Genomic DNA, 17,897 nt, shown 5'->3' with positions numbered 1-17,897 from the left:
TACTAAATTTAACAAATATATACAGTTATTCTTCAAAGGAGAGAAAATCAATATGACAAAAATCCAGCTTTCTAACGATTCATGGAATGCACGTTTATATGATAGCAAACATTCATTTGTTTCTAAGCTCGGCAATGATTTAGTTGATTTATTAGATCCAAAAGAAGGTGAAAGAATTCTTGATTTAGGCTGTGGCACAGGAGATCTAGCTAAGGTCTTATCTGACAAACGAGTAAAAGTAATTGGTGTTGATAAATCGGAAAATATGATTAAGCAAGCCAAATTAAAATATCCAGAGATAGAGTTTAGTGTTTGCGATGCAACAGAATTAACCTATTATGAAAAGTTTGACGCCGTTTTTTCAAATGCAACACTTCATTGGATAAAAACACCTAAAATTGCGCTAGAATGTATTTTTAATAGTTTAAAACAAAACGGTAGATTTATTGCAGAATTCGGGGGTAAAGGGAATATTAACTTAATATCAGATGCCATTATTAAATCAATGAAGGAACAAGGTTACGAATTTAATATGGAGCGTTTTCCTTGGTATTTCCCAAGTATTGGTGAATACACCTCTTTAATGGAGGATGTAGGGTTTAGAGTTATCTTTTCACATCACTTTGATAGACCAACACCTCTAGAAGATGAAAATGGAATAAAAAATTGGATTCATATGTTTGCTAGTGATATGTTTACGGGTATTCCTTCTGATATGAAAGATTTGATTATCTCAAAAGTGGAATATAACTTAAATAACCACCTATTTAAAGAGGATAAGTGGTTAGCTGATTATAAAAGAATTCGTGTTATTGGAATGAAGAATTAAAACATTTCTTTTAAACTCAAACTTCCTGATATTGATAACAAGCTTTGTGTTCCTTTAGCTACAAAACCTTATAAAAAGAGTCTTGGTCGTTTTCACCAAGGCTCTAAAAGACTATAAACATGTAAATCTCTAATTAAACTTCCTTGTATTGAACCTGATTTCGGCCATTATTCTTTGCTATATACAAAGCATCATCTGCTCTATTTACAATTGTTTCAGCTGTATCTGAACTTTGGACTACAGCAACACCGAAACTAGATGTGACTCGATCTACTTCAGGGAAATCATGAGCTTCAATTGCCTTTCTTAACAGTTCAGCAAGCTCAATCATTTTTTGTTTTTCTCTATTAAATGACAAAATAATAAACTCTTCTCCACCCCAGCGTCCAAAATAATCACTTTCTTTAAGCATACTTTTTACAAGTAAAGCTACCTCAACTAAAGCTTTATCGCCTATAATGTGTCCGTGCTCATCATTTATTCTTTTAAAATGATCTAAATCAAAAAATATAACAGAAAACGGTTGTTCCTTTTTCAATGCTCTTTCTAACCAAAGGTAAACCATCCTTCTATTCGCAATAGATGTAAGAGAATCCTCATAAGCTATTTTTTCAAGCATTTCAGATTTTGTGTAAGCGCTAATTATATGGCGTGAAAAAAATAGAAATATAAAATAAACGAAATTTGATAGAAAATAATGAACAAGTGATTCACTAGCATAGTAAGGAATTTCATCCCAGTAAAACAAACCTATTGCTATAGTCAAGCACCAAAGAGTAAAAGAATAGATTACACTACTCCTGCCTTTTAGCGTAACAAAAATAAAGGCAAAAACAAGTGGTGTCCAAAAAGTTGCATTTCCAGTAGTAATACTTTTACCAACCACCATTTCGTAGTAGACGATATCGAAAACCTTAAGCAGATGTAACACACTTATTAAAATCACATTTAGATATTCAACATAAAAAAACAATTTTTTCTTATAAATTAGAACCCATGAAATACTATATACACCAGCAAGTAACGGTATAACAAAATGATTAAATCCTTGGTTATCAGCATTGAAGAATATACTAATTATTAATGCAGAAATGATAATTGGCAAAATCAATAAGTATAATTTCCGTTTCATTTCTTCGAATTTGTTTAAATGATTTACCATTTCTTTCATCTCCTAATGTGAAAAACTATTCATATTGACTAGTTTTCATCTAAATCGGTAACTGGCTAGCTTATTCTATTTAAGAACTTAGCCCCTTCAGCTTTGCGTACTCACCTTTCAATGAGCTTGCCTTTTACAACTCAATTAGGTTTAAAAATACTTATAAGATATTAGGTCTATTATCCTATTATTAATAAATAAATACAAGTAATCAACTCGTAATATTTTCACTCTCATAAACTATATTTCATTAAGAAGTTAAGTGTTTCACAATATGCTTTATCTGCGGAATCATTATTATACTGACTACTAAAAGGGTCACTAAATCCATGTTTACCACTTAGTTCATGTGTTGTTATTTTCTTCCCTTGTAATTTTGTTAACAAATTCTTCACAGTGAAAGATCTTTCTTCTTTTGGAAAAAATAACAAAACCGGACAATTTGGCAGGATATGAAGGTAATCTCTAATTCTTGATCCGTAATATCCTACAACACCATCGATTTGTTTTAGTTCACTACACATCCATGCGACTGTTGCTCCAACACTAAATCCAATGATAAATATTTTCTCGTAATGATACCTATTTAAAAATACTAACTGCTGAATTTGTTTAACTGATTGTTCAAACCCTATGTATTCTTTAAAATATGTATACGCTAAATGCTCTTGTTTATAATCAAAGTAACCCTCTGTGTCCAATAAATTAGGACATATGATATCAACATTTTGCTTTGAGAGCATGTTACAAATATATCTGATATGATCATTTATGCCATAAATTTCATGAACAATAATAATTGCTGTTGTAGCGTTTTCACTACGTATTGTTATCATATCTGCCTCCATTCTAAGTAAGTCTTCTGGTAGAAAGTTAATTTTACAACTCTGTTCTCTCTTTAATCAATACCGACTTTGTTACTTCTTCTTTCTAATAAAATTACATCTCTCCATTTTTCATCCAACTTAGCAATTTTCTCTCGCTTTCCTACTTCTCGAAAACCGTTTTTCTTATGTATGTATATACTAGAGTAGTTTTCTGGGAAAATACTCGATTGTAGCATCCAAAATCCACTACCTTCACTTTGTTCAATTAATGACTTCAAAAGGAAGCTTCCAATACCCTTTCCTTTGCACCTTTGATTAACATAAAGACTTACCTCCGCAACTCCGGAATACACTAGCCTTGATGATACTGGACTTAAAGCAGCCCACCCCACCACTTCATTAACTTCTTTAGCAACAATTCTGCAACCGGCAATATGTCCTAAATCCCACTGTTCCCATGACGGAGCATCTTTTTGAAATGTCGCATTTTTAGTAGCAATTCCTTCTATATAAATTTCCCTTACATCATTCCAATCTTGAGGACTCATTTGGCTAATAATTATTTCATTTTTCATAAAAGCTCACTCACTTCTTAATACTTTCTAATATATTGGATAAACATGTTAATAAAACCTATGAGAAGGATCATTTAACCTTGTTACAATGACAACTATACTAAAATCTTAAATTTAATGATCATGTTCCTTATAATCGGAGGCCATTTACTCACTTTTCCTCATGTCTTACTTTATTCATCAATTTTATGATAGTCTTTGCTACGCCAAACTCTATTTAGTTGCCTAAATTATTGACGTTCCATTCCAATTGAAGTATTTTTCACTCCTAGTTCCACTCAATTATTTTAATCATGTTCTAAAATACCTTTTAAACTACTATTTATGCTTTCTTCACTCACGACTTCAATTCCATTTCTCATTAATAATGCCGTTGTTACACCATTTCCTGCAATTTTTACATTTTCAAATTCACCATTGTAAATCGTCGAACTTCCACAGGATGGACTATACTCTTTAAGAATAACTACCGTTGCATTAACTTCTAGTGCTTTTTCTAAAGTCAAATATGCTCCTTTTATATAAAGATCAGTAACATCACTACCTGACTTTTCCATCACTTTAGCTTTTCCATCTAGCACATCAAAGCCATTTCCACCCAGTATTTCAGCAGGCTGTCTTGGTGTTGTAAAACCACCTAATAATTCAGGACAAATTGGTATGGCTTTGTTTTCAGTAAATAATTGTCTAACCGTCTTATTTAAACTATGTGAACCATTATATCGAACTTCAAAGCCTGCTAAACATGAGCTAACTAAGATCATGCCACTTCACCTACTATTCTTGAAAATTAGTGTAATAATAATCTACTAATATAGAATAAAACCTTTGATTGTTTAATAAAACTAACTTCTAAAGTATTTACTAGCAATTTTTCCATAAAGCTCCCAAAAACTAATTAAACATAAAAACCATCCAAAAGAACTTATTAAAAAGACTGGTGAAACAATATTTATAAATGAAAGAGCAATCATTGATACACCGACAAGCAAATAATGATGAACAGCATGAATCGAATAAGATTTTTGGTGTACATGCCAGGCACGAAAATACCCTTGTAAATATCCAATTATCACTTGAAGTAAAAGAGCTAAGTATGAAAGATCATCTAAAAATTCATTAGAGTATCCCACAATAAGATACACAATGGCCATGCCAAAATAAATAAGGTCAAGGTGATCTTTTTCTTTATCTTTTTTCTTTTGAAATACACTATAACCCCATGCTGCTGAAAAGGAAAATACGGCAAATAACCAAGCAAATAAGGTGAAGGTTAAAGAAGCTTCTTTTAACCAAATAATATAATATGGAAAGATCACTACCTGCCCAACTGTTACAAAAAGCGGTAGATATTTTTCAGATATATTCATCTTACATTCCCTCTTGAAGTAAGATAATTTTCATAAAAAAGATTTTGAAATACTTCATTAGGATCTCTTCTTCTCTTTTCTATTCGGAAGCTTGCTGATTCAGGATATGACTTATTAAATTGTTCCTGTGACTGATAAGGATAATAAGGAAGATAATATGTTCCACCGTGCTCAGAAGTTAAATCTGTCCATTTTTTTATGATTTCTTTAGCTCTATCCATGTTTTTTTGCTTTACCCCATGCTGAATTAATACAACTAAACCGAACATATCCTCACGGGCATAATTTAAGCTGGTTTTGTTGTCTTGCTTCACATATCGTACAGTAATATTATGAATTTTGAAGTCCTCGTTTTTATCGTTTGAAGGAAGTAATTCTTTTAAACTACTCATATATTCTTCAAAGGAATCAACAGGAATAAAAAACTCTTGTAATACTTCAACAGAATCTGTTTTCGTATATTCCATAAATGTTGATTCTGATCGCATAGCATTATTTCGTGTAATTTCTTTGCCATCAAGTGATTGAATATAATGCTTTTGGCTTGACCAAAAAAGGTCCTCTAATAATCCACCTTGCCTTCCCGCATCAAGAGCTAGCTTACTAAGCCTAATAGCTTGATCTTTCTTCAGCGTTTTATTGTCTGTTTTCCCTGTCTCGTTGTAGTCTATAACATACATTTCATCTAAGAAGCTTTTAGGAGCAACACTGATTCTTGCATAATGCATGGCTGTCATATCACTGTCTAAAATATTTCTAACATAGCCCTCATATTCATCGGTTTTTAGTTTCTTTGTTTGAATGGTATAGACATTATTATCTGTAAGTTCTAGTGTTACATCTAAAATAACACCGAATAATCCATATCCTCCCAAAACATATTTCATCCATTCTTCATGATCATTTCGGTTGAGTTCTATTATTTCACCTGTAGGTGTTAAAAGTGTCATTTCCTTTACTGTGCTTGCCATTGATCCAAAGCGAATATCTCTTCCATGGGCATTAACAGATAAAGAGCCGCCAATTGTAAATATGGATTGTGATTGAGTCACTTTGAGTGCTAAGCCGTAAGGAATGATTGCCTCTTGCACATCCTCCCAAGTTGCTCCACTTTCCACGCGGACTGTTTTCTTTTTTGCATCTACCCATAGCACTTTATTAAATGTTTTCATATCTAAGACAATTCCATCTTTGTAGTAGGTATGACCTCCTTGTGAATGTTGGAGCCCGGCAATAGAAATTTTCTTACCTGTTGTGTTAGCTTCCTTTACTATTTCTTGTAATTCATTACGATTCTTCGTTTGAATAACACGTTGTATCTTTTCAGGAAGAAGTCCTGTATAGTCTGTTGTTAAATTGCTTTGTGAGAGGCCATATTTCCTCTTCTCAATTGGCATATTCCATAAAACAACTACTGTAAAAAGTAAAACGAGCATACCTAAAAACCATGGATTTTGTGTGATTTTTGTTAATAGTTGCATATATTCTCCTATGTTCCTTTAGTGAATTTATCTCTAAATTTTACACTAATTTGGTTTTTTTTGCCTATCTATTTATTAAGTTAGATAACAAAAAAAGATCATAACCAATGGCTATGATCTAAAAACTATAATCAATTTTGACTTACATGTTTTGGCACAAAAAGTGTAAGGATCTTCTTACAGAGTTACTTACTCCATATTCATCCAAATACTTTTCACTTCAGTATAATTTTCTAATGCATAGCTACCCATTTCGCGACCAATACCAGATTGTTTGTATCCACCGAAAGGACTTGCTGCATCAAAGACATTATAGCAGTTCACCCATACTGTACCTGCTTGTATACGGTGTGCAATATTATGAGCTTTTTTCAGATCTTGTGTCCATACACCTGCAGCTAAACCATAAGTAGAATCATTCGCTTTATCAACGAGATCATCTAAATCATCAAATGGCATGGCAGCTACTACAGGTCCGAAAATTTCTTCTTTTGCAATCGTCATAGAGTTATTTACATCTGCAAAAATAGTAGGAGAAACGAAGTATCCTTGATCATAAGGAATAGTTCCACCAGCTAACACTTCTGCACCTTCTTCAATTCCTTTATCAATATACCCTTTAACTCTGGTTTGCTGTTGAGCAGAAATTAAAGGACCCATCGTCGTTGCTTCAACTAAACCGTTACCTTGTGAAATCTCTTTTGTTAATGAAACTAAATCTGCAACGACATTGTCATATTGTTTTTTCTGAACGAATAAACGACTGCCAGCACAGCAAACTTGACCTTGATTAAACATTATTCCCATTAATGAACCTGGAACTGCTTTAGAAAGGTCAGCATCAGGAAGGATAATATTCGGTGATTTGCCACCAAGCTCTAGAGTTACTCGTTTTAATGATTCACTTGCTTGTTTCATAATAGCTTTTCCTACGGCTGTAGAACCTGTAAATGCAATTTTGTCGACTAATGGATGGTTTACAAGCGGTGATCCTGCTGTTTGGCCAAACCCTGGAACAATATTTACAACACCCTTTGGAAAACCAGCTTCATTGATTAATTTACCTAAATATAATGCTGAAAGTGGTGTTTGCTCTGCTGGCTTTAAGACAATTGTACAGCCTGAAGCTAATGCTGCACCAAGCTTCCATGCTGCCATTAAAAGCGGGAAGTTCCAAGGGATGATTTGCCCAACAACCCCTACAGCTTCATGACGAGTATAGTTAAAGAAATTACCTTGAACAGGAATTGTTTGTCCAACGATCTTTGTTGCCCATCCAGCAAAATAACGGAAATGCTCAATTGCTAATGGAATATCTGCATTTGACGTTTCACGATATGGTTTTCCATTATCTAAAGTTTCAAGCTGTGCAAGCTCTACTTTATGCTCTTCAATTAAATCTGCTAGTTTATAGATAAGTCGGCTTCTTTCAGCCGTTCCCATTTTTGACCATGGACCATTATCAAATGCTTCTCTAGCTGCTTTTACAGCTAAATTTATATCCCCCTCACCAGCTTCTGCTACTGATGCAAGTATTTCACCTGTTGCTGGGTTTAATGTATCAAAGGTTTTACCTGTAAGAGAATGTACAAATTCTCCATTAATGAATAATTTCTTCTCTTCTTTTAGAAACTCTACTAATCTAGGACTTAAATCAATTTGCTTAGTCGTTACATTTTGCATACGCTTACACTCCTCAACATAATGAATTGATTTACCTCTATTACAAACAAGAAGAAATTCATGGAGTTAGTAAATTGATGCTTAGCTTATATGTACTCGTAAATCTATTTTCAGTATATTCTCTATAGTATTTGTTAGAACCTACCAGCATGATATTTTTTTAAATAAATTACAGTAAAGTAAAAGGTTTTAGAAAAATACCATATAGTTAATAGTCTTTTCTATTTGTTTGAATTGTTGGATGAAGTTTGGATGAGTAGTAAAAAAAGAAAAAGGGCGGTTCACTTGCATGAATGGAGCATATAAATGAAGTGGTTTATTGATAGGTTCTTTTTATCAAAGGCTCTTTTCTGAAAGATTGTTGCGAATAAACAACATTATCTTTTGTAACAAGTGTGATATCGCAGAAAAGTTGTGATTTGTAGAAGAAAAGATGCAACTTGACTTTATACAGAGTTGTTTCCATCATGATTCTAATAACAACAAAGTTTACAAAAACAGACTTATCAAAAGATAATGACTTAAGTTTAAAATAATTAGCCATGGAGTCAAGAAATATATATTCTAGAAGTTGTCACTTATCACGTTTAACATCTCTGAATAAAAACAAAAATATTATATCTTCTTATCTTAAATTTTAGTTTGATTACATACCTAAAAATTGTGGAAGCCGTAAAAATAAGGATTTATAAAAAAATAACTGCTGGGCATTCTAAATTATGAGCATCTCATCGGTGCTCACAGTTCCTAAAAAATCATTCAAAAGGGGTGTTGTACGATGGCAAGACAAAAATTGTTAGTGCCTGGTGCAGAAAATGCTCTAAATTCCATGAAAGAGGAAATTGCGAATGAATTAGGAGTTGAACTAGGTGCCGATACGACAGCTCGTGCTAATGGTTCTGTTGGTGGAGAAATGACAAAGCGCTTAGTTGCGTTAGGTGAAAGCCAGCTGCAGAATCAGAAGCAATAAAGGAAAAACCAGGAGGCTCAAAAAAAGCTCCTGGTTTTTTTAGCTTTTAAAGCACTTTTTTAAAGAAACTTATCCTTAGAATTACCGAAAAAAGAGTCGATCTGACTTTTTCATGCTATTTTCTGAGTTACTACAATACATTTAAGACATCAGCTCTTTGTAAACTTCATCATATTTTTTAACCAATTCAAAATCGAGTTCTGTAATCCCTTTTGCTCTCCAGGAGAACAATCTAATGGTGACAAGTTTATAGTCAATTGATATAAATGGATGGTGATTTAGTTCCTCTGATAGATTTGCTACTTTCTGGACAAATTCTATTCCTTTTAAATAATCCTTAAATCGATATTTCTTCTCAAGCCACTTATCATTAGATAGCTTCCACCCCTCTATTAACCTCAAGAATTCATCAATTTGTATATCTGATAACTTTTGCATAAAGTACATCATCTCCCAAGATAGATTGTTCAATCATCAGTTGTATAATATTATAGCTATATTGTTTTCCTTTTTAGATCATCTGTAACTATTACAACCAATTTTATCATAGAAAAAAACCTCTGAACCTAATCGTATCCAGAGGCTGAAACTTTAGTCTAAACTATTAAGAATATAATCAAGCTCTAGTTCAGTTAACATATAATTTGGCTTGCCTTTCATACCAAATGACAAAGGTTCCTGACGATCATAAAGTGCACCTTTTTGAACATAATAAATCTTAATTTCTACTCCATATTGATCATAAAGAAAATCTAAATATTCACAAGCTATTTTATCAGTTGTATTCTCTTTTTCTATAACAATATACAAAACATTATCACGAGCTCTTGCAGCCCAAAATTTACGACTAGAAAGTGGTGAAATGATTTCCTCTAAATCCCATATATCAAAGTGGCGATTTTTCACCTTCCATTGAAGTTCTTTTCTTCCATGAATCTCGTATACTCGTTTACCACATTTACAAAGATCTTCAGAAACCTTTACAGTATCACCAGTAAGATACCGGATCATTGGTGTAGCGGGTTTATTTAATGTTGTGATCACTAAATTCCCAATTTCACCAGGCTTTGTTGGTGTAGTAAAATCCTCATTCAACACCTCAATATAAAAATCTTCATGTGCAGGGTGAAGATGATGATATTCACAATCGACCATAATCGTACCTGTTTCAGTCATACCGTAGTTGTCAAAAACCGGTACTCCCCATATTTCCTCTATTAAATTTCTTCTAAAAGAGGTTATTGGCTCTCCTGCTGTACAGATGGCTCGAAGATTAGGAAAACTAACTTTAGGATCTAAACCTTGAGAAACAGCAACCTCTGCAAGCATGATGGCATGAAGTGACATACAGGCAAGAATTGTTGTTTCACATTTTATTAATAATTCAATAACACGAGACATCGGGGTTATACTAGTTCTACTATCTGCAGGAATAATACAAGTATTGTTCCGTCTTCCTGTTTCATGCATCGTATGAGCTATAATTGACATGGCATAAGGAAATCTCACAATCATTGTATCGTATTTTGAAAATAATACAGCTGTTTCGTTTGTTCGATTAACAATACGATTCAAATCCCCTTCAGAAAACCATATAGATATAGGATTGCCGGTCGTACCTGATGATTCATGATATTGAACAAGCTCTTCCTTTGCTGAAGCTAAGAGACCAAAAGGAGAATGATTCCGCAAATCATTTTTTGTTAAAAAAGGAATCTCTTTAAAATCCTCTAATTTCTCGATACGTTTCTGTAAAAGGTGCTTATGATAAAATGTGGATACCTTTGCGTGTTCAATCGCCTCTTGTAGTTTCATAATAAGTTTTTGTTCTTCCATTACAAACACCCTTTTATTTAAACTTAGAGCTTTGTTAATACTTATTCATAAACAACGCGAATTGTCTTACCTTGTGGACGTGGTAATTTTTCCATAAATTCAAATGTGAAAGGAATTCCAGTTGAATATTCCATTTTACTCGCTAAAGATTCAGCTAGCTCCTCAGTTGGCTCAACATCACTAGCTAATTCACAACGAACATGAATTTCTTCATTATCTTCCTCTGGATCGATAACGAATTCATACCAGTTTCCTACTTCTGGCTGACTCATCAAAAATTCTTCAAGATAAAAAGGAGAAAAAGATGTTCCATTATATTTAATTTGATCACGAACTCTTCCTCTTAAATGAAATTTAGGCAAAGTTACACCACATTCACATTGATCTGTTTCAATATATCCTAAATCACCAGTTCGAAAGCGAATAATTGGCGCATCATAACGAAGCATGCTTGTAATAACTATCTCTCCTATTTCACCTGGCTCTAGTACTTCACCTGTATTCGGATCAATAATTTCCATATAAACATGTGCTTCAGTAAGATGATAACCACTATGATCATCACATTCGATTCCAAGTACACCACATTCTAAAGAACCATAGAAGAAGTTCGCAGTAGCCCCGAATATCTTTTCAACTCTTCTACGAAAAGCCGGAGAGCACCCTTCACCTGTTAAATAAACATATTTTAATTGTAAGCTTGAAAAATCAAAATTCTGCTTTTCTGCTTCTTCAGCAAGCATGATTGCCCAAGATGGACTTGTAATGATCACATTAGGTTGTAAATCTTTAATCATTTTTAATGTTTTTTCTGGTGTTGAGTATGCCCCTCCTTTACCAGCAGGAATAACCGTTGCATTGCATCCTTCCATAAATGTTTTATGAAAAGCTAATCCAGCAGCACTCATTTCATAAGGTAAACCATTTAAACAAACATCTGGTGGATCTATTGGAAAAAGCTTTGGATATCTCGGGGCTAAATCATGTAAATAGTAATCATTCCATGTGTAAAGCATATAAATTTCTTCTCCACCAGTTGTGCCAGTAGATACCTGAACAAGTGCAATTTCTTCTTTGTCACAGGTTAATAAAACATAAGGATTTCCTCGAAGATCTTCCTTTGTTAAAAAGGGCATTTTTTGTATATCTTCTAATGTTTTGAAGGTATTAGGTGTTAATTCTGCTTCATCCATTTTCGCCCGGTACATTTCATTATTTGTATAAGCACGTTTTAAAATTTCCTTTAATGAATCTAACTGATATTGTCTAACCTTCTCTGGTATCATAGAATCTGGATGGAGTGAATTAGAGGCGAAATATCTCGAAATTGGCATTGGTTTTTTTAACTTACGAATTTTTTCTTCAAATTTAGATGTCATACTTTTTCTTCCTCCTGATATTCTCTTAATTTCACAATAAGCACACTAGATAAGCAAAAAAAACTAACTTTTAGATAAAATATGTGATAATAGAATAAAAAGTGATAGAGAAATTGAAAATCTAGTAAAATGCCTAATAGACTATAAAACTACTTCACTTTGAAAATTTATTCCTTCTAATAAATATTTCGGGATTAAAATACTCAATAATACTGAATCCTGGTACTGTAAAATCATCAAAATAAATATCATATTTCTTAAAAGGGATAGGGAAATTCCTTGAAGGAAACATAATACGAACTGATTTTTGAAAATGATTTGTCATCTCAGCATCTTTTTTTAACCCATAGCTTGTGATCAATCGACTAGTTTTGATATTGAATTGGTTTAAATAATGACCTATACCCTTCCTTTTCCATATCATATTGTAATAAACAGATCTTGGAATATACTTAGGAAAAAGTAGGACAAAATTTTGTGATACAATTATATTTTTTTGAGGATCAATCATGATACTTTCTCTGTACAAAGTGATATCATTTGTCTCTTTATCAATTTTGTATTTCTGACATAAAACTTTAATTGATAGCGAATTTCCTAGTAATTCCTCTAGCATATCTGTCGTTTTCTCATTAGATTCCAATAACCGATTCATATGATAATCAAATTCCATTATTTGGTCTTTGATTATATGATTACAATCTATCCCGTTCACCTCCTTGTAAACCACACACTGGTATATATATGTGTTCAATTGAACTCGGCTTGGATAATTCAACTCTTTTTATAAAATTAAGTCATCATCCTATTAAAAAATCCCCTCCAAAATTTTAGGAGGGGATTTTTTTAGCTTCCTTGTGAAAATTGTTGTTTGACTTGTTGAATATCTTGTACTTCTGCTTGAGATGCTGGTGTATAGTAATTATGCTGTAGAGCTGCTTGATATAGCTCCCATTGCTTTTGTTCGTCAGCGTTGCGGATTTGAATAAGTGTATTTCTTAATGCCTGATTATCACATTGTGAGATAATTTGAGCATATGTAGCTAAGCTAGAGTTCAAATCTGATAAGTAATCTGACACCATATCCTTTTCTGTTAACATGCAAAAAAACCTCCTATCCTAAATATGTCATTAGTTGTTGTTTTGTTTGTCTTGCACTATTTGCATGATTTTGTAACATAGATTTAATTTGTGGATCAGTACATTGCTGTGCAAATGTATCTAATTTAGTTGCACATGTTTCATGTCCTCCAATTAAATGACGAAGGTTTTGTAGTTCTAGTTCGTTTAAATTTGTCATAACTATTTCCTCCTTTCTTCTACAAAGAATACTTTGTGTTCTAACGGAAACTTTTATCCATTTATTTCTATAAAATTTCATTTGAATTATATTAAGGTTTTGTAAATAAAAAGGATTTCTAGATTCTTTGTCGAATTTCAATTAATATTATCTACTATTCAAAAAGATCTTTAGATATACCTTACTGATAATATTTTCTCTATGAAAGCTAGGTCGAATATATGTTATATGAATTAATCCTTAATTTACTATTTATTTTAGTCGGTATTTTTGTTCACCATATATGGGCAGAAAAGACAAGTCATTATCAAAGCAAAATAATAATCTGTGTAGTTTTCTCGATTACGATTGCACTTTGTATAATATTTCGCTTTCAAGAATCGTTTTTACATGATTTAAAATTCATACCTTTCATTATAGGAGGACTTTATGGAGGCATATATGTAGCAGCTATATTATTTTCGTTTATCGTCTTGTTTACAATATTTCTCTATGGCTTCACAAGTTCTATCGGAGCTTTAATAATAATTTTTGCAATACTTGGTTTAATATGTGGCGTTTTTTCCAAGAAGTTTATAAACTCTAAAATATCAGAAAAGCTTACTATCATGACATCCATTGCCTTTATTTTCACTGTCGTAATGTTTTTATGGAGGCAACATGAAGAAACAAGCATAGTTCACACTCTCTTATATTTAAATTTCCCGGCAGTATCAATGTTTGTTATAGGATACATAATGGAATCTATAAGAGGGACAATTCTGTTAAGGCAACAAATTGCTAAATCCGAGAAATCAGAAATCGTTAGTCAGCTAGCTGCTAGTGTATCTCATGAAGTGCGAAATCCCCTTACAGTTACTAGAGGATTTCTTCAGCTTGTGTTAGAGGATGATGATCTTCCTCTAGAAAAGAGAAAGAGCTACATTAGATTAGCTATTGAAGAATTAGACACTGCATCAAATATTATTAATGACTATTTAACGTTTGCAAAACCTGCACCCACTAACTGGGAACTACTTGACATTGAGGTCCAATTAAAACAGATTGAGGATATTATTCTAACATATGCAAATATGAATTCTGTCAGCCTTGAAACAGAATTTGCATCCTGTATTATCCAAGGAAACAAACAACAATTTCATCAATGCCTCTTAAATATCACCAAAAATTGTATTGAAGCTATGCCACATGGTGGAGTTTTATCAATCTATACATCAATTTTTCAACATCATGTGTTAATTCAAATCTCTGATACAGGAGTTGGAATGACTGAAGAACAAATTAACCGAATTGGAGAGCCTTATTTTTCTACAAAAGAAAAAGGCACGGGTTTAGGAATGATGGTTGTATTTAGTATTGTCAAAGCTATGAAAGGTACAATCTCAATTCAAAGTAAAGTAGGCTACGGTACTAAAATATCGCTTAGATTTCCAATTGCAATACCTAAATAAGAAGTCAATTCACACGGTAAAGAAAGATTACCACATTCTTTATACGGTTAGTTTTAGAGTGAATGAGTTACGGATGTATCGAAAGCTCATTCTCTGTAAATTTGAAAATATATATTGGGAATTTTGATCACATTTCTATTCTCTTGTTTTAAATTTAATGAAATATAAATACTCCTTACTTAAGAAAAAGACCGATCCCCTTTAGTAAGAGTCTGGTTTCATAAAAGATTGATCAAATTTATATAGCTTGGATAGGAGTTTTGGAAATCTAACCTGCTTCTTTTGTATAATCAGCAAATATTTGCTCTGACTTTCTATAAGAATATAGATTAAACTTTTTTATTCTTCCTAGCGTTAATTAACACTGCTGCTACGATTATTGCACCTTTTAAAATTTGTTGCCAATATGATAATACACCTAGTAGCTCTAGTCCGTTATTTAGAACACCAATAATTAGTGCACCATTCATTGTTCCAGCTATCGTCTCCACTCCACTTGATAAACTAGTTCCACCAATAACTGCAGCTTCAATTGCTTCTATTTCAAACATAACACCCATACTTGGTTACCAACACTAATTCGAGCAGTAAACATCTCATACCTGCAATTGCTGCAAGTAAACCCACATAAATATTAATCATGATTTTATATCGTTCAATATTAATCCCACATATTCTTGCTGCTTGTTCATTCCCACCAATCGCGTACGTATATTTACCGAATTTTGTTTTACTTAACATTAAATGAGAAATTAACCTCATTCAAATAAAGATAATAATTGTAAATGGTATACCTAAAATTACCCCTTTACCATGAATAGAAATTATGTATTTTAATTCTAATTATCAATTAATATGCAATCAATTTCATATAACAGTTTCCGCTGTAATAAAAAATAATTTTATATTAAAGAATGATTCTAAGATTGTTTTTAGAATTACCTTTTTGGACACGTCGTATTTAACTACAAATATATGATAAAATTAGCCGATTTTTATTATAAATACTTTTTATAATTCTTAACCCCTTATTGCTGCCTATATAAAGAAACAGAGCATCCATTTACTGAAAAATTTCCCTAACCATCATTATTTATAGTTTATTACTAGAAATATTACCTGTCATATGAACCAAAAATTAAAAACAGTCAAAGTAAATAATTACTAAGACTGTATTGTTTATAGTGCTCAATTTCCACTACGATAGGAACCTATTTAGATATTTTATAAACCATCCTCTATGTATAAGAAAAAAGGATGGTATTATGGGATATTAGATTCTAAATTCACTGTTCTTCACAGGAGTAACAACAGCATATAAATTTTCTGTACAATCAGAAACATTGCACTCTATAACTTTTGAGCCCTCCATAATCTGACCGATTTTCTTATCAGTTGCAGATTTAACACTAATTTCTCGCATTTCTCTCACTTCCCTTCTAAAACAATCTCACACAAGGTTTAATTTATGCATAATCAGAAAATATGTGATAACTAATTTTAAAATTATTTTAACAAAAAGAAGAAGACTGTCTAAGGATTAAACTAGTCTTCAACCATTTATTTAATATCATATTGTAAATAGCATTGTTAAAATCAGTTCCAGCTTAGTTTTATGAACCAAGATTCATCTTATCTAAAAATTTCGTTAGCTCCTTAGGAACTTTGTTATTTAAAACCGTTTGAACAATACTTTCTTTCATATCTTCATTTACAGGTTCTTTAGAAAAACCTGATAATTTGCTAACAATATTTCGGACACCTTCTTCATCTTTAATTTTAGATTTTTCAATCGAGTTTATAACTTGCATAACATCAGTCATTGTTAAACCTGTTTTCTTTTCAAGCTTATTTAATAGTTTTGGGTCCATGCCATTTCCTCCTTCCATATAAGCTTCGATCAATAAACATCATATGGTGTTATGAATAGCAATGTATCCTCAACTATCACTACCTATTTAAAAAATCCACTATACACTCATAAATTAAACTATCAAAACCCAGTCAAATATGTTCTATAAGAATAGATTATGTTAAGAAGATTTGTTAGTAAATAAACATTCTATTTCTTTTTATTCAATTTTTTCTTCTTCTACTAAAGAAAATTAATTTTTAGATTATTATCCATTGAGAGGAGTGAAAAGCTTGCCATTCTTTGGACCAGCTTTTGGTCGCCGACGATTCGGCTTAAGACGTGGATTCGGGCCAGGTTACGGATTTCGTAGAAGTTATAGATTCCGTCGAGGCATATTTCGACGATTTTAATAAGAAAGATACTTTAAAAATGGGATCCTGATCTAGGGTTCCACATACATAATTCTTTTTTCGATTTCCTTCTCACAATTAAAAATATATACTTACTTAAAATTGAGCTAAGAAGAAGGAGCTTTACTTGTAGCGATACTAAAATCAACTGTCTTTAACACAATATAGTAACAAAATATGAATTAAAAGGTATTCTATGCCAAGTAGGTTTGTAGCCAATATAACCAATATTTACTATTTGGATATTTTCACATAACAAACTGAATCAAAACAAATAATAAAATAAAGAAAGAAAGGAGCTTTTAAATGAACATTTTCAAAGCTTTTCTTATTAAGATAATTGCTATTTTTGCTGTATCTTTGCTAATACTTGGTGTTGTATTTAATTACTCATTTGAGCATGTATTAGCTATTTCGATTATCTTATCTTTTACTTCTTTTGTTCTGGGTGATTTACTACTGTTACCAAGAACTAGCAACATTACAGCAACAATATCAGATTTTGCCCTGGCTATGCTAGTAACATGGTTTTATCTAGCAAACTTAACATTATACGTTACTAATGTCTTTTTTGCCTCTGTTTTAACATCTATAAGTGTTGCGGTTTTCGAAAGTTTTTTCCATAGATATTTAAAGAGGAGAAACGTTCAAGATGAGGAAAAACGACAAAGAGATATTCCATTAAGATACCAAACTGAGACCTCTGAAGAAATTACACCAAATAAAAGCAGAATGGATAGAATAAGAAAACAAAAATAAGCAGGACAGA

21 protein-coding genes and 1 riboswitch are annotated in these 17,897 nt (G+C 32.1%); of the genes, 4 read left to right on the top strand and 17 right to left on the bottom strand.

Annotated features, from left to right (window positions below):
• Positions 1–52: 52 nt before the first annotated feature.
• Entirely contained in the window at positions 53–829 is a 777-nt protein-coding gene (locus JOC75_RS01400; RefSeq protein ID WP_204952349.1) for a class I SAM-dependent methyltransferase, read from the top strand.
• A 133-nt stretch (positions 830–962) separates the two neighbouring features.
• Here the strand turns inward: JOC75_RS01400 and JOC75_RS01395 are convergent, their stop codons facing one another.
• From JOC75_RS01395 to JOC75_RS01365, 7 genes are all read right to left on the bottom strand, one after another.
• Positions 963–1,991 (bottom strand): GGDEF domain-containing protein, encoded by a 1,029-nt coding sequence (locus tag JOC75_RS01395; protein ID WP_204952348.1) that lies wholly within the window; start codon positions 1,989–1,991, stop codon positions 963–965.
• Positions 1,992–2,044: 53 nt separating this feature from the next.
• A riboswitch (cyclic di-GMP riboswitch) is annotated at positions 2,045–2,132 on the bottom strand.
• Between the two features lie 92 nt (positions 2,133–2,224).
• Positions 2,225–2,827 (bottom strand): dienelactone hydrolase family protein, encoded by a 603-nt coding sequence (locus JOC75_RS01390; RefSeq protein ID WP_204952347.1) that lies wholly within the window; start codon positions 2,825–2,827, stop codon positions 2,225–2,227.
• Between the two features lie 62 nt (positions 2,828–2,889).
• Positions 2,890–3,393: a GNAT family N-acetyltransferase gene (locus JOC75_RS01385; protein ID WP_204952346.1), complete on the bottom strand. Its 504-nt coding sequence runs from the start codon at positions 3,391–3,393 to the stop codon at positions 2,890–2,892.
• Between the two features lie 287 nt (positions 3,394–3,680).
• Complete coding sequence (locus JOC75_RS01380) at positions 3,681–4,157, bottom strand: 2-thiouracil desulfurase family protein (protein ID WP_204952345.1); 477 nt, start codon at positions 4,155–4,157, stop codon at positions 3,681–3,683.
• A gap of 81 nt (positions 4,158–4,238) precedes the next feature.
• The gene (locus JOC75_RS01375) at positions 4,239–4,763 is read right to left on the bottom strand and encodes a hypothetical protein (RefSeq protein ID WP_204952344.1); all 525 of its coding nucleotides are present in this window, start codon (positions 4,761–4,763) and stop codon (positions 4,239–4,241) included.
• Positions 4,760–6,244 carry an FAD-binding oxidoreductase gene (locus JOC75_RS01370; protein ID WP_204952343.1) on the bottom strand — a complete coding sequence of 495 codons (1,485 nt, stop codon included), beginning with the start codon at positions 6,242–6,244 and terminating at the stop codon, positions 4,760–4,762. Before JOC75_RS01370 ends, JOC75_RS01375 begins: the two co-directional genes overlap by 4 nt.
• A 189-nt stretch (positions 6,245–6,433) precedes the next feature.
• The gene (locus JOC75_RS01365) at positions 6,434–7,927 is read right to left on the bottom strand and encodes an aldehyde dehydrogenase family protein (RefSeq protein ID WP_204952342.1); all 1,494 of its coding nucleotides are present in this window, start codon (positions 7,925–7,927) and stop codon (positions 6,434–6,436) included.
• A gap of 778 nt (positions 7,928–8,705) precedes the next feature.
• On the opposite strand from JOC75_RS01365, the gene JOC75_RS01360 reads away from it, so the two are divergent.
• Positions 8,706–8,897: an alpha/beta-type small acid-soluble spore protein gene (locus JOC75_RS01360; protein ID WP_146945867.1), complete on the top strand. Its 192-nt coding sequence runs from the start codon at positions 8,706–8,708 to the stop codon at positions 8,895–8,897.
• Positions 8,898–9,038: 141 nt separating this feature from the next.
• Here JOC75_RS01360 and JOC75_RS01355 read toward each other — a convergent pair whose 3' ends face one another.
• The 6 genes from JOC75_RS01355 to JOC75_RS01330 all read right to left on the bottom strand — a co-directional run bounded on the left by JOC75_RS01355 (position 9,039) and on the right by JOC75_RS01330 (position 13,412).
• A complete protein-coding gene (locus JOC75_RS01355; RefSeq protein WP_204952341.1) occupies positions 9,039–9,335 on the bottom strand; it encodes a 4a-hydroxytetrahydrobiopterin dehydratase in 297 nt (98 codons plus the stop codon).
• A 153-nt stretch (positions 9,336–9,488) separates the two neighbouring features.
• On the bottom strand, positions 9,489–10,733 hold the full coding sequence (locus JOC75_RS01350) for a phenylacetate--CoA ligase family protein (protein ID WP_204952340.1): 1,245 nt from the start codon (positions 10,731–10,733) through the stop codon (positions 9,489–9,491).
• A gap of 41 nt (positions 10,734–10,774) precedes the next feature.
• Positions 10,775–12,112 carry a phenylacetate--CoA ligase family protein gene (locus JOC75_RS01345; protein ID WP_204952339.1) on the bottom strand — a complete coding sequence of 446 codons (1,338 nt, stop codon included), beginning with the start codon at positions 12,110–12,112 and terminating at the stop codon, positions 10,775–10,777.
• 154 nt (positions 12,113–12,266) lie between these two features.
• Positions 12,267–12,767: a hypothetical protein gene (locus JOC75_RS01340; protein ID WP_204952338.1), complete on the bottom strand. Its 501-nt coding sequence runs from the start codon at positions 12,765–12,767 to the stop codon at positions 12,267–12,269.
• Positions 12,768–12,958: 191 nt separating this feature from the next.
• Positions 12,959–13,213 carry a spore coat protein gene (locus JOC75_RS01335; protein ID WP_204952337.1) on the bottom strand — a complete coding sequence of 85 codons (255 nt, stop codon included), beginning with the start codon at positions 13,211–13,213 and terminating at the stop codon, positions 12,959–12,961.
• 13 nt (positions 13,214–13,226) lie between these two features.
• Complete coding sequence (locus JOC75_RS01330) at positions 13,227–13,412, bottom strand: spore coat protein (protein ID WP_204952336.1); 186 nt, start codon at positions 13,410–13,412, stop codon at positions 13,227–13,229.
• A 221-nt stretch (positions 13,413–13,633) separates the two neighbouring features.
• Between JOC75_RS01330 and JOC75_RS01325 the strand changes: the two genes are divergently transcribed.
• Positions 13,634–14,863, top strand: coding sequence for an ATP-binding protein (locus tag JOC75_RS01325; RefSeq protein ID WP_204952335.1), 1,230 nt, complete (start codon positions 13,634–13,636; stop codon positions 14,861–14,863).
• Positions 14,864–15,192: 329 nt separating this feature from the next.
• Here JOC75_RS01325 and JOC75_RS24125 read toward each other — a convergent pair whose 3' ends face one another.
• The 4 genes from JOC75_RS24125 to JOC75_RS01310 form a co-directional block, all read right to left on the bottom strand.
• Positions 15,193–15,423: an ABC transporter permease subunit gene (locus JOC75_RS24125; protein WP_275580230.1), complete on the bottom strand. Its 231-nt coding sequence runs from the start codon at positions 15,421–15,423 to the stop codon at positions 15,193–15,195.
• On the bottom strand, positions 15,407–15,604 hold the full coding sequence (locus JOC75_RS24120; protein WP_275580229.1) for an ABC transporter permease subunit: 198 nt from the start codon (positions 15,602–15,604) through the stop codon (positions 15,407–15,409). Before JOC75_RS24120 ends, JOC75_RS24125 begins: the two co-directional genes overlap by 17 nt.
• Positions 15,605–16,136: 532 nt before the next feature.
• Positions 16,137–16,286, bottom strand: coding sequence for a hypothetical protein (locus JOC75_RS01315; protein ID WP_204952334.1), 150 nt, complete (start codon positions 16,284–16,286; stop codon positions 16,137–16,139).
• A gap of 190 nt (positions 16,287–16,476) precedes the next feature.
• Positions 16,477–16,734 carry a stage VI sporulation protein F gene (locus JOC75_RS01310; RefSeq protein ID WP_204952333.1) on the bottom strand — a complete coding sequence of 86 codons (258 nt, stop codon included), beginning with the start codon at positions 16,732–16,734 and terminating at the stop codon, positions 16,477–16,479.
• A 700-nt stretch (positions 16,735–17,434) separates the two neighbouring features.
• On the opposite strand from JOC75_RS01310, the gene JOC75_RS01305 reads away from it, so the two are divergent.
• Positions 17,435–17,887, top strand: coding sequence for a YndM family protein (locus JOC75_RS01305; RefSeq protein ID WP_204952332.1), 453 nt, complete (start codon positions 17,435–17,437; stop codon positions 17,885–17,887).
• Positions 17,888–17,897 lie beyond the last annotated feature (10 nt).

Origin of the sequence: Metabacillus crassostreae, assembly GCF_016908395.1 — a bacterium.
Taxonomy (GTDB): Bacteria; Bacillota; Bacilli; order Bacillales; family Bacillaceae; genus Metabacillus; species Metabacillus crassostreae.
The sequence above is the reverse complement of the archived record's forward strand: the minus strand, read 5'-3'. Positions and strand labels throughout refer to the sequence as shown.

What these genes read in the sequence shown, in the direction of transcription:
- JOC75_RS01355 (WP_204952341.1), bottom strand. Translation starts at nt 9,335, where the DNA reads ATGCAAAAGTTATCAGATATACAAATTGATGAATTCTTGAGGTTAATA.
- JOC75_RS01370 (WP_204952343.1), bottom strand. Translation starts at nt 6,244, where the DNA reads ATGCAACTATTAACAAAAATCACACAAAATCCATGGTTTTTAGGTATG.
- JOC75_RS01345 (WP_204952339.1), bottom strand. Translation starts at nt 12,112, where the DNA reads ATGACATCTAAATTTGAAGAAAAAATTCGTAAGTTAAAAAAACCAATG.
- JOC75_RS01390 (WP_204952347.1), bottom strand. Translation starts at nt 2,827, where the DNA reads ATGATAACAATACGTAGTGAAAACGCTACAACAGCAATTATTATTGTT.
- JOC75_RS01310 (WP_204952333.1), bottom strand. Translation starts at nt 16,734, where the DNA reads ATGGACCCAAAACTATTAAATAAGCTTGAAAAGAAAACAGGTTTAACA.
- JOC75_RS01400 (WP_204952349.1), top strand. Translation starts at nt 53, where the DNA reads ATGACAAAAATCCAGCTTTCTAACGATTCATGGAATGCACGTTTATAT.
- JOC75_RS01365 (WP_204952342.1), bottom strand. Translation starts at nt 7,927, where the DNA reads ATGCAAAATGTAACGACTAAGCAAATTGATTTAAGTCCTAGATTAGTA.
- JOC75_RS01350 (WP_204952340.1), bottom strand. Translation starts at nt 10,733, where the DNA reads ATGGAAGAACAAAAACTTATTATGAAACTACAAGAGGCGATTGAACAC.
- JOC75_RS01305 (WP_204952332.1), top strand. Translation starts at nt 17,435, where the DNA reads ATGAACATTTTCAAAGCTTTTCTTATTAAGATAATTGCTATTTTTGCT.
- JOC75_RS01330 (WP_204952336.1), bottom strand. Translation starts at nt 13,412, where the DNA reads ATGACAAATTTAAACGAACTAGAACTACAAAACCTTCGTCATTTAATT.
- JOC75_RS01385 (WP_204952346.1), bottom strand. Translation starts at nt 3,393, where the DNA reads ATGAAAAATGAAATAATTATTAGCCAAATGAGTCCTCAAGATTGGAAT.
- JOC75_RS01360 (WP_146945867.1), top strand. Translation starts at nt 8,706, where the DNA reads ATGGCAAGACAAAAATTGTTAGTGCCTGGTGCAGAAAATGCTCTAAAT.
- JOC75_RS01395 (WP_204952348.1), bottom strand. Translation starts at nt 1,991, where the DNA reads ATGGTAAATCATTTAAACAAATTCGAAGAAATGAAACGGAAATTATAC.
- JOC75_RS24125 (WP_275580230.1), bottom strand. Translation starts at nt 15,423, where the DNA reads ATGGGTGTTATGTTTGAAATAGAAGCAATTGAAGCTGCAGTTATTGGT.
- JOC75_RS24120 (WP_275580229.1), bottom strand. Translation starts at nt 15,604, where the DNA reads ATGTTAAGTAAAACAAAATTCGGTAAATATACGTACGCGATTGGTGGG.
- JOC75_RS01315 (WP_204952334.1), bottom strand. Translation starts at nt 16,286, where the DNA reads ATGCGAGAAATTAGTGTTAAATCTGCAACTGATAAGAAAATCGGTCAG.
- JOC75_RS01375 (WP_204952344.1), bottom strand. Translation starts at nt 4,763, where the DNA reads ATGAATATATCTGAAAAATATCTACCGCTTTTTGTAACAGTTGGGCAG.
- JOC75_RS01340 (WP_204952338.1), bottom strand. Translation starts at nt 12,767, where the DNA reads ATGAATCGGTTATTGGAATCTAATGAGAAAACGACAGATATGCTAGAG.
- JOC75_RS01335 (WP_204952337.1), bottom strand. Translation starts at nt 13,213, where the DNA reads ATGTTAACAGAAAAGGATATGGTGTCAGATTACTTATCAGATTTGAAC.
- JOC75_RS01380 (WP_204952345.1), bottom strand. Translation starts at nt 4,157, where the DNA reads ATGATCTTAGTTAGCTCATGTTTAGCAGGCTTTGAAGTTCGATATAAT.
- JOC75_RS01325 (WP_204952335.1), top strand. Translation starts at nt 13,634, where the DNA reads ATGTTATATGAATTAATCCTTAATTTACTATTTATTTTAGTCGGTATT.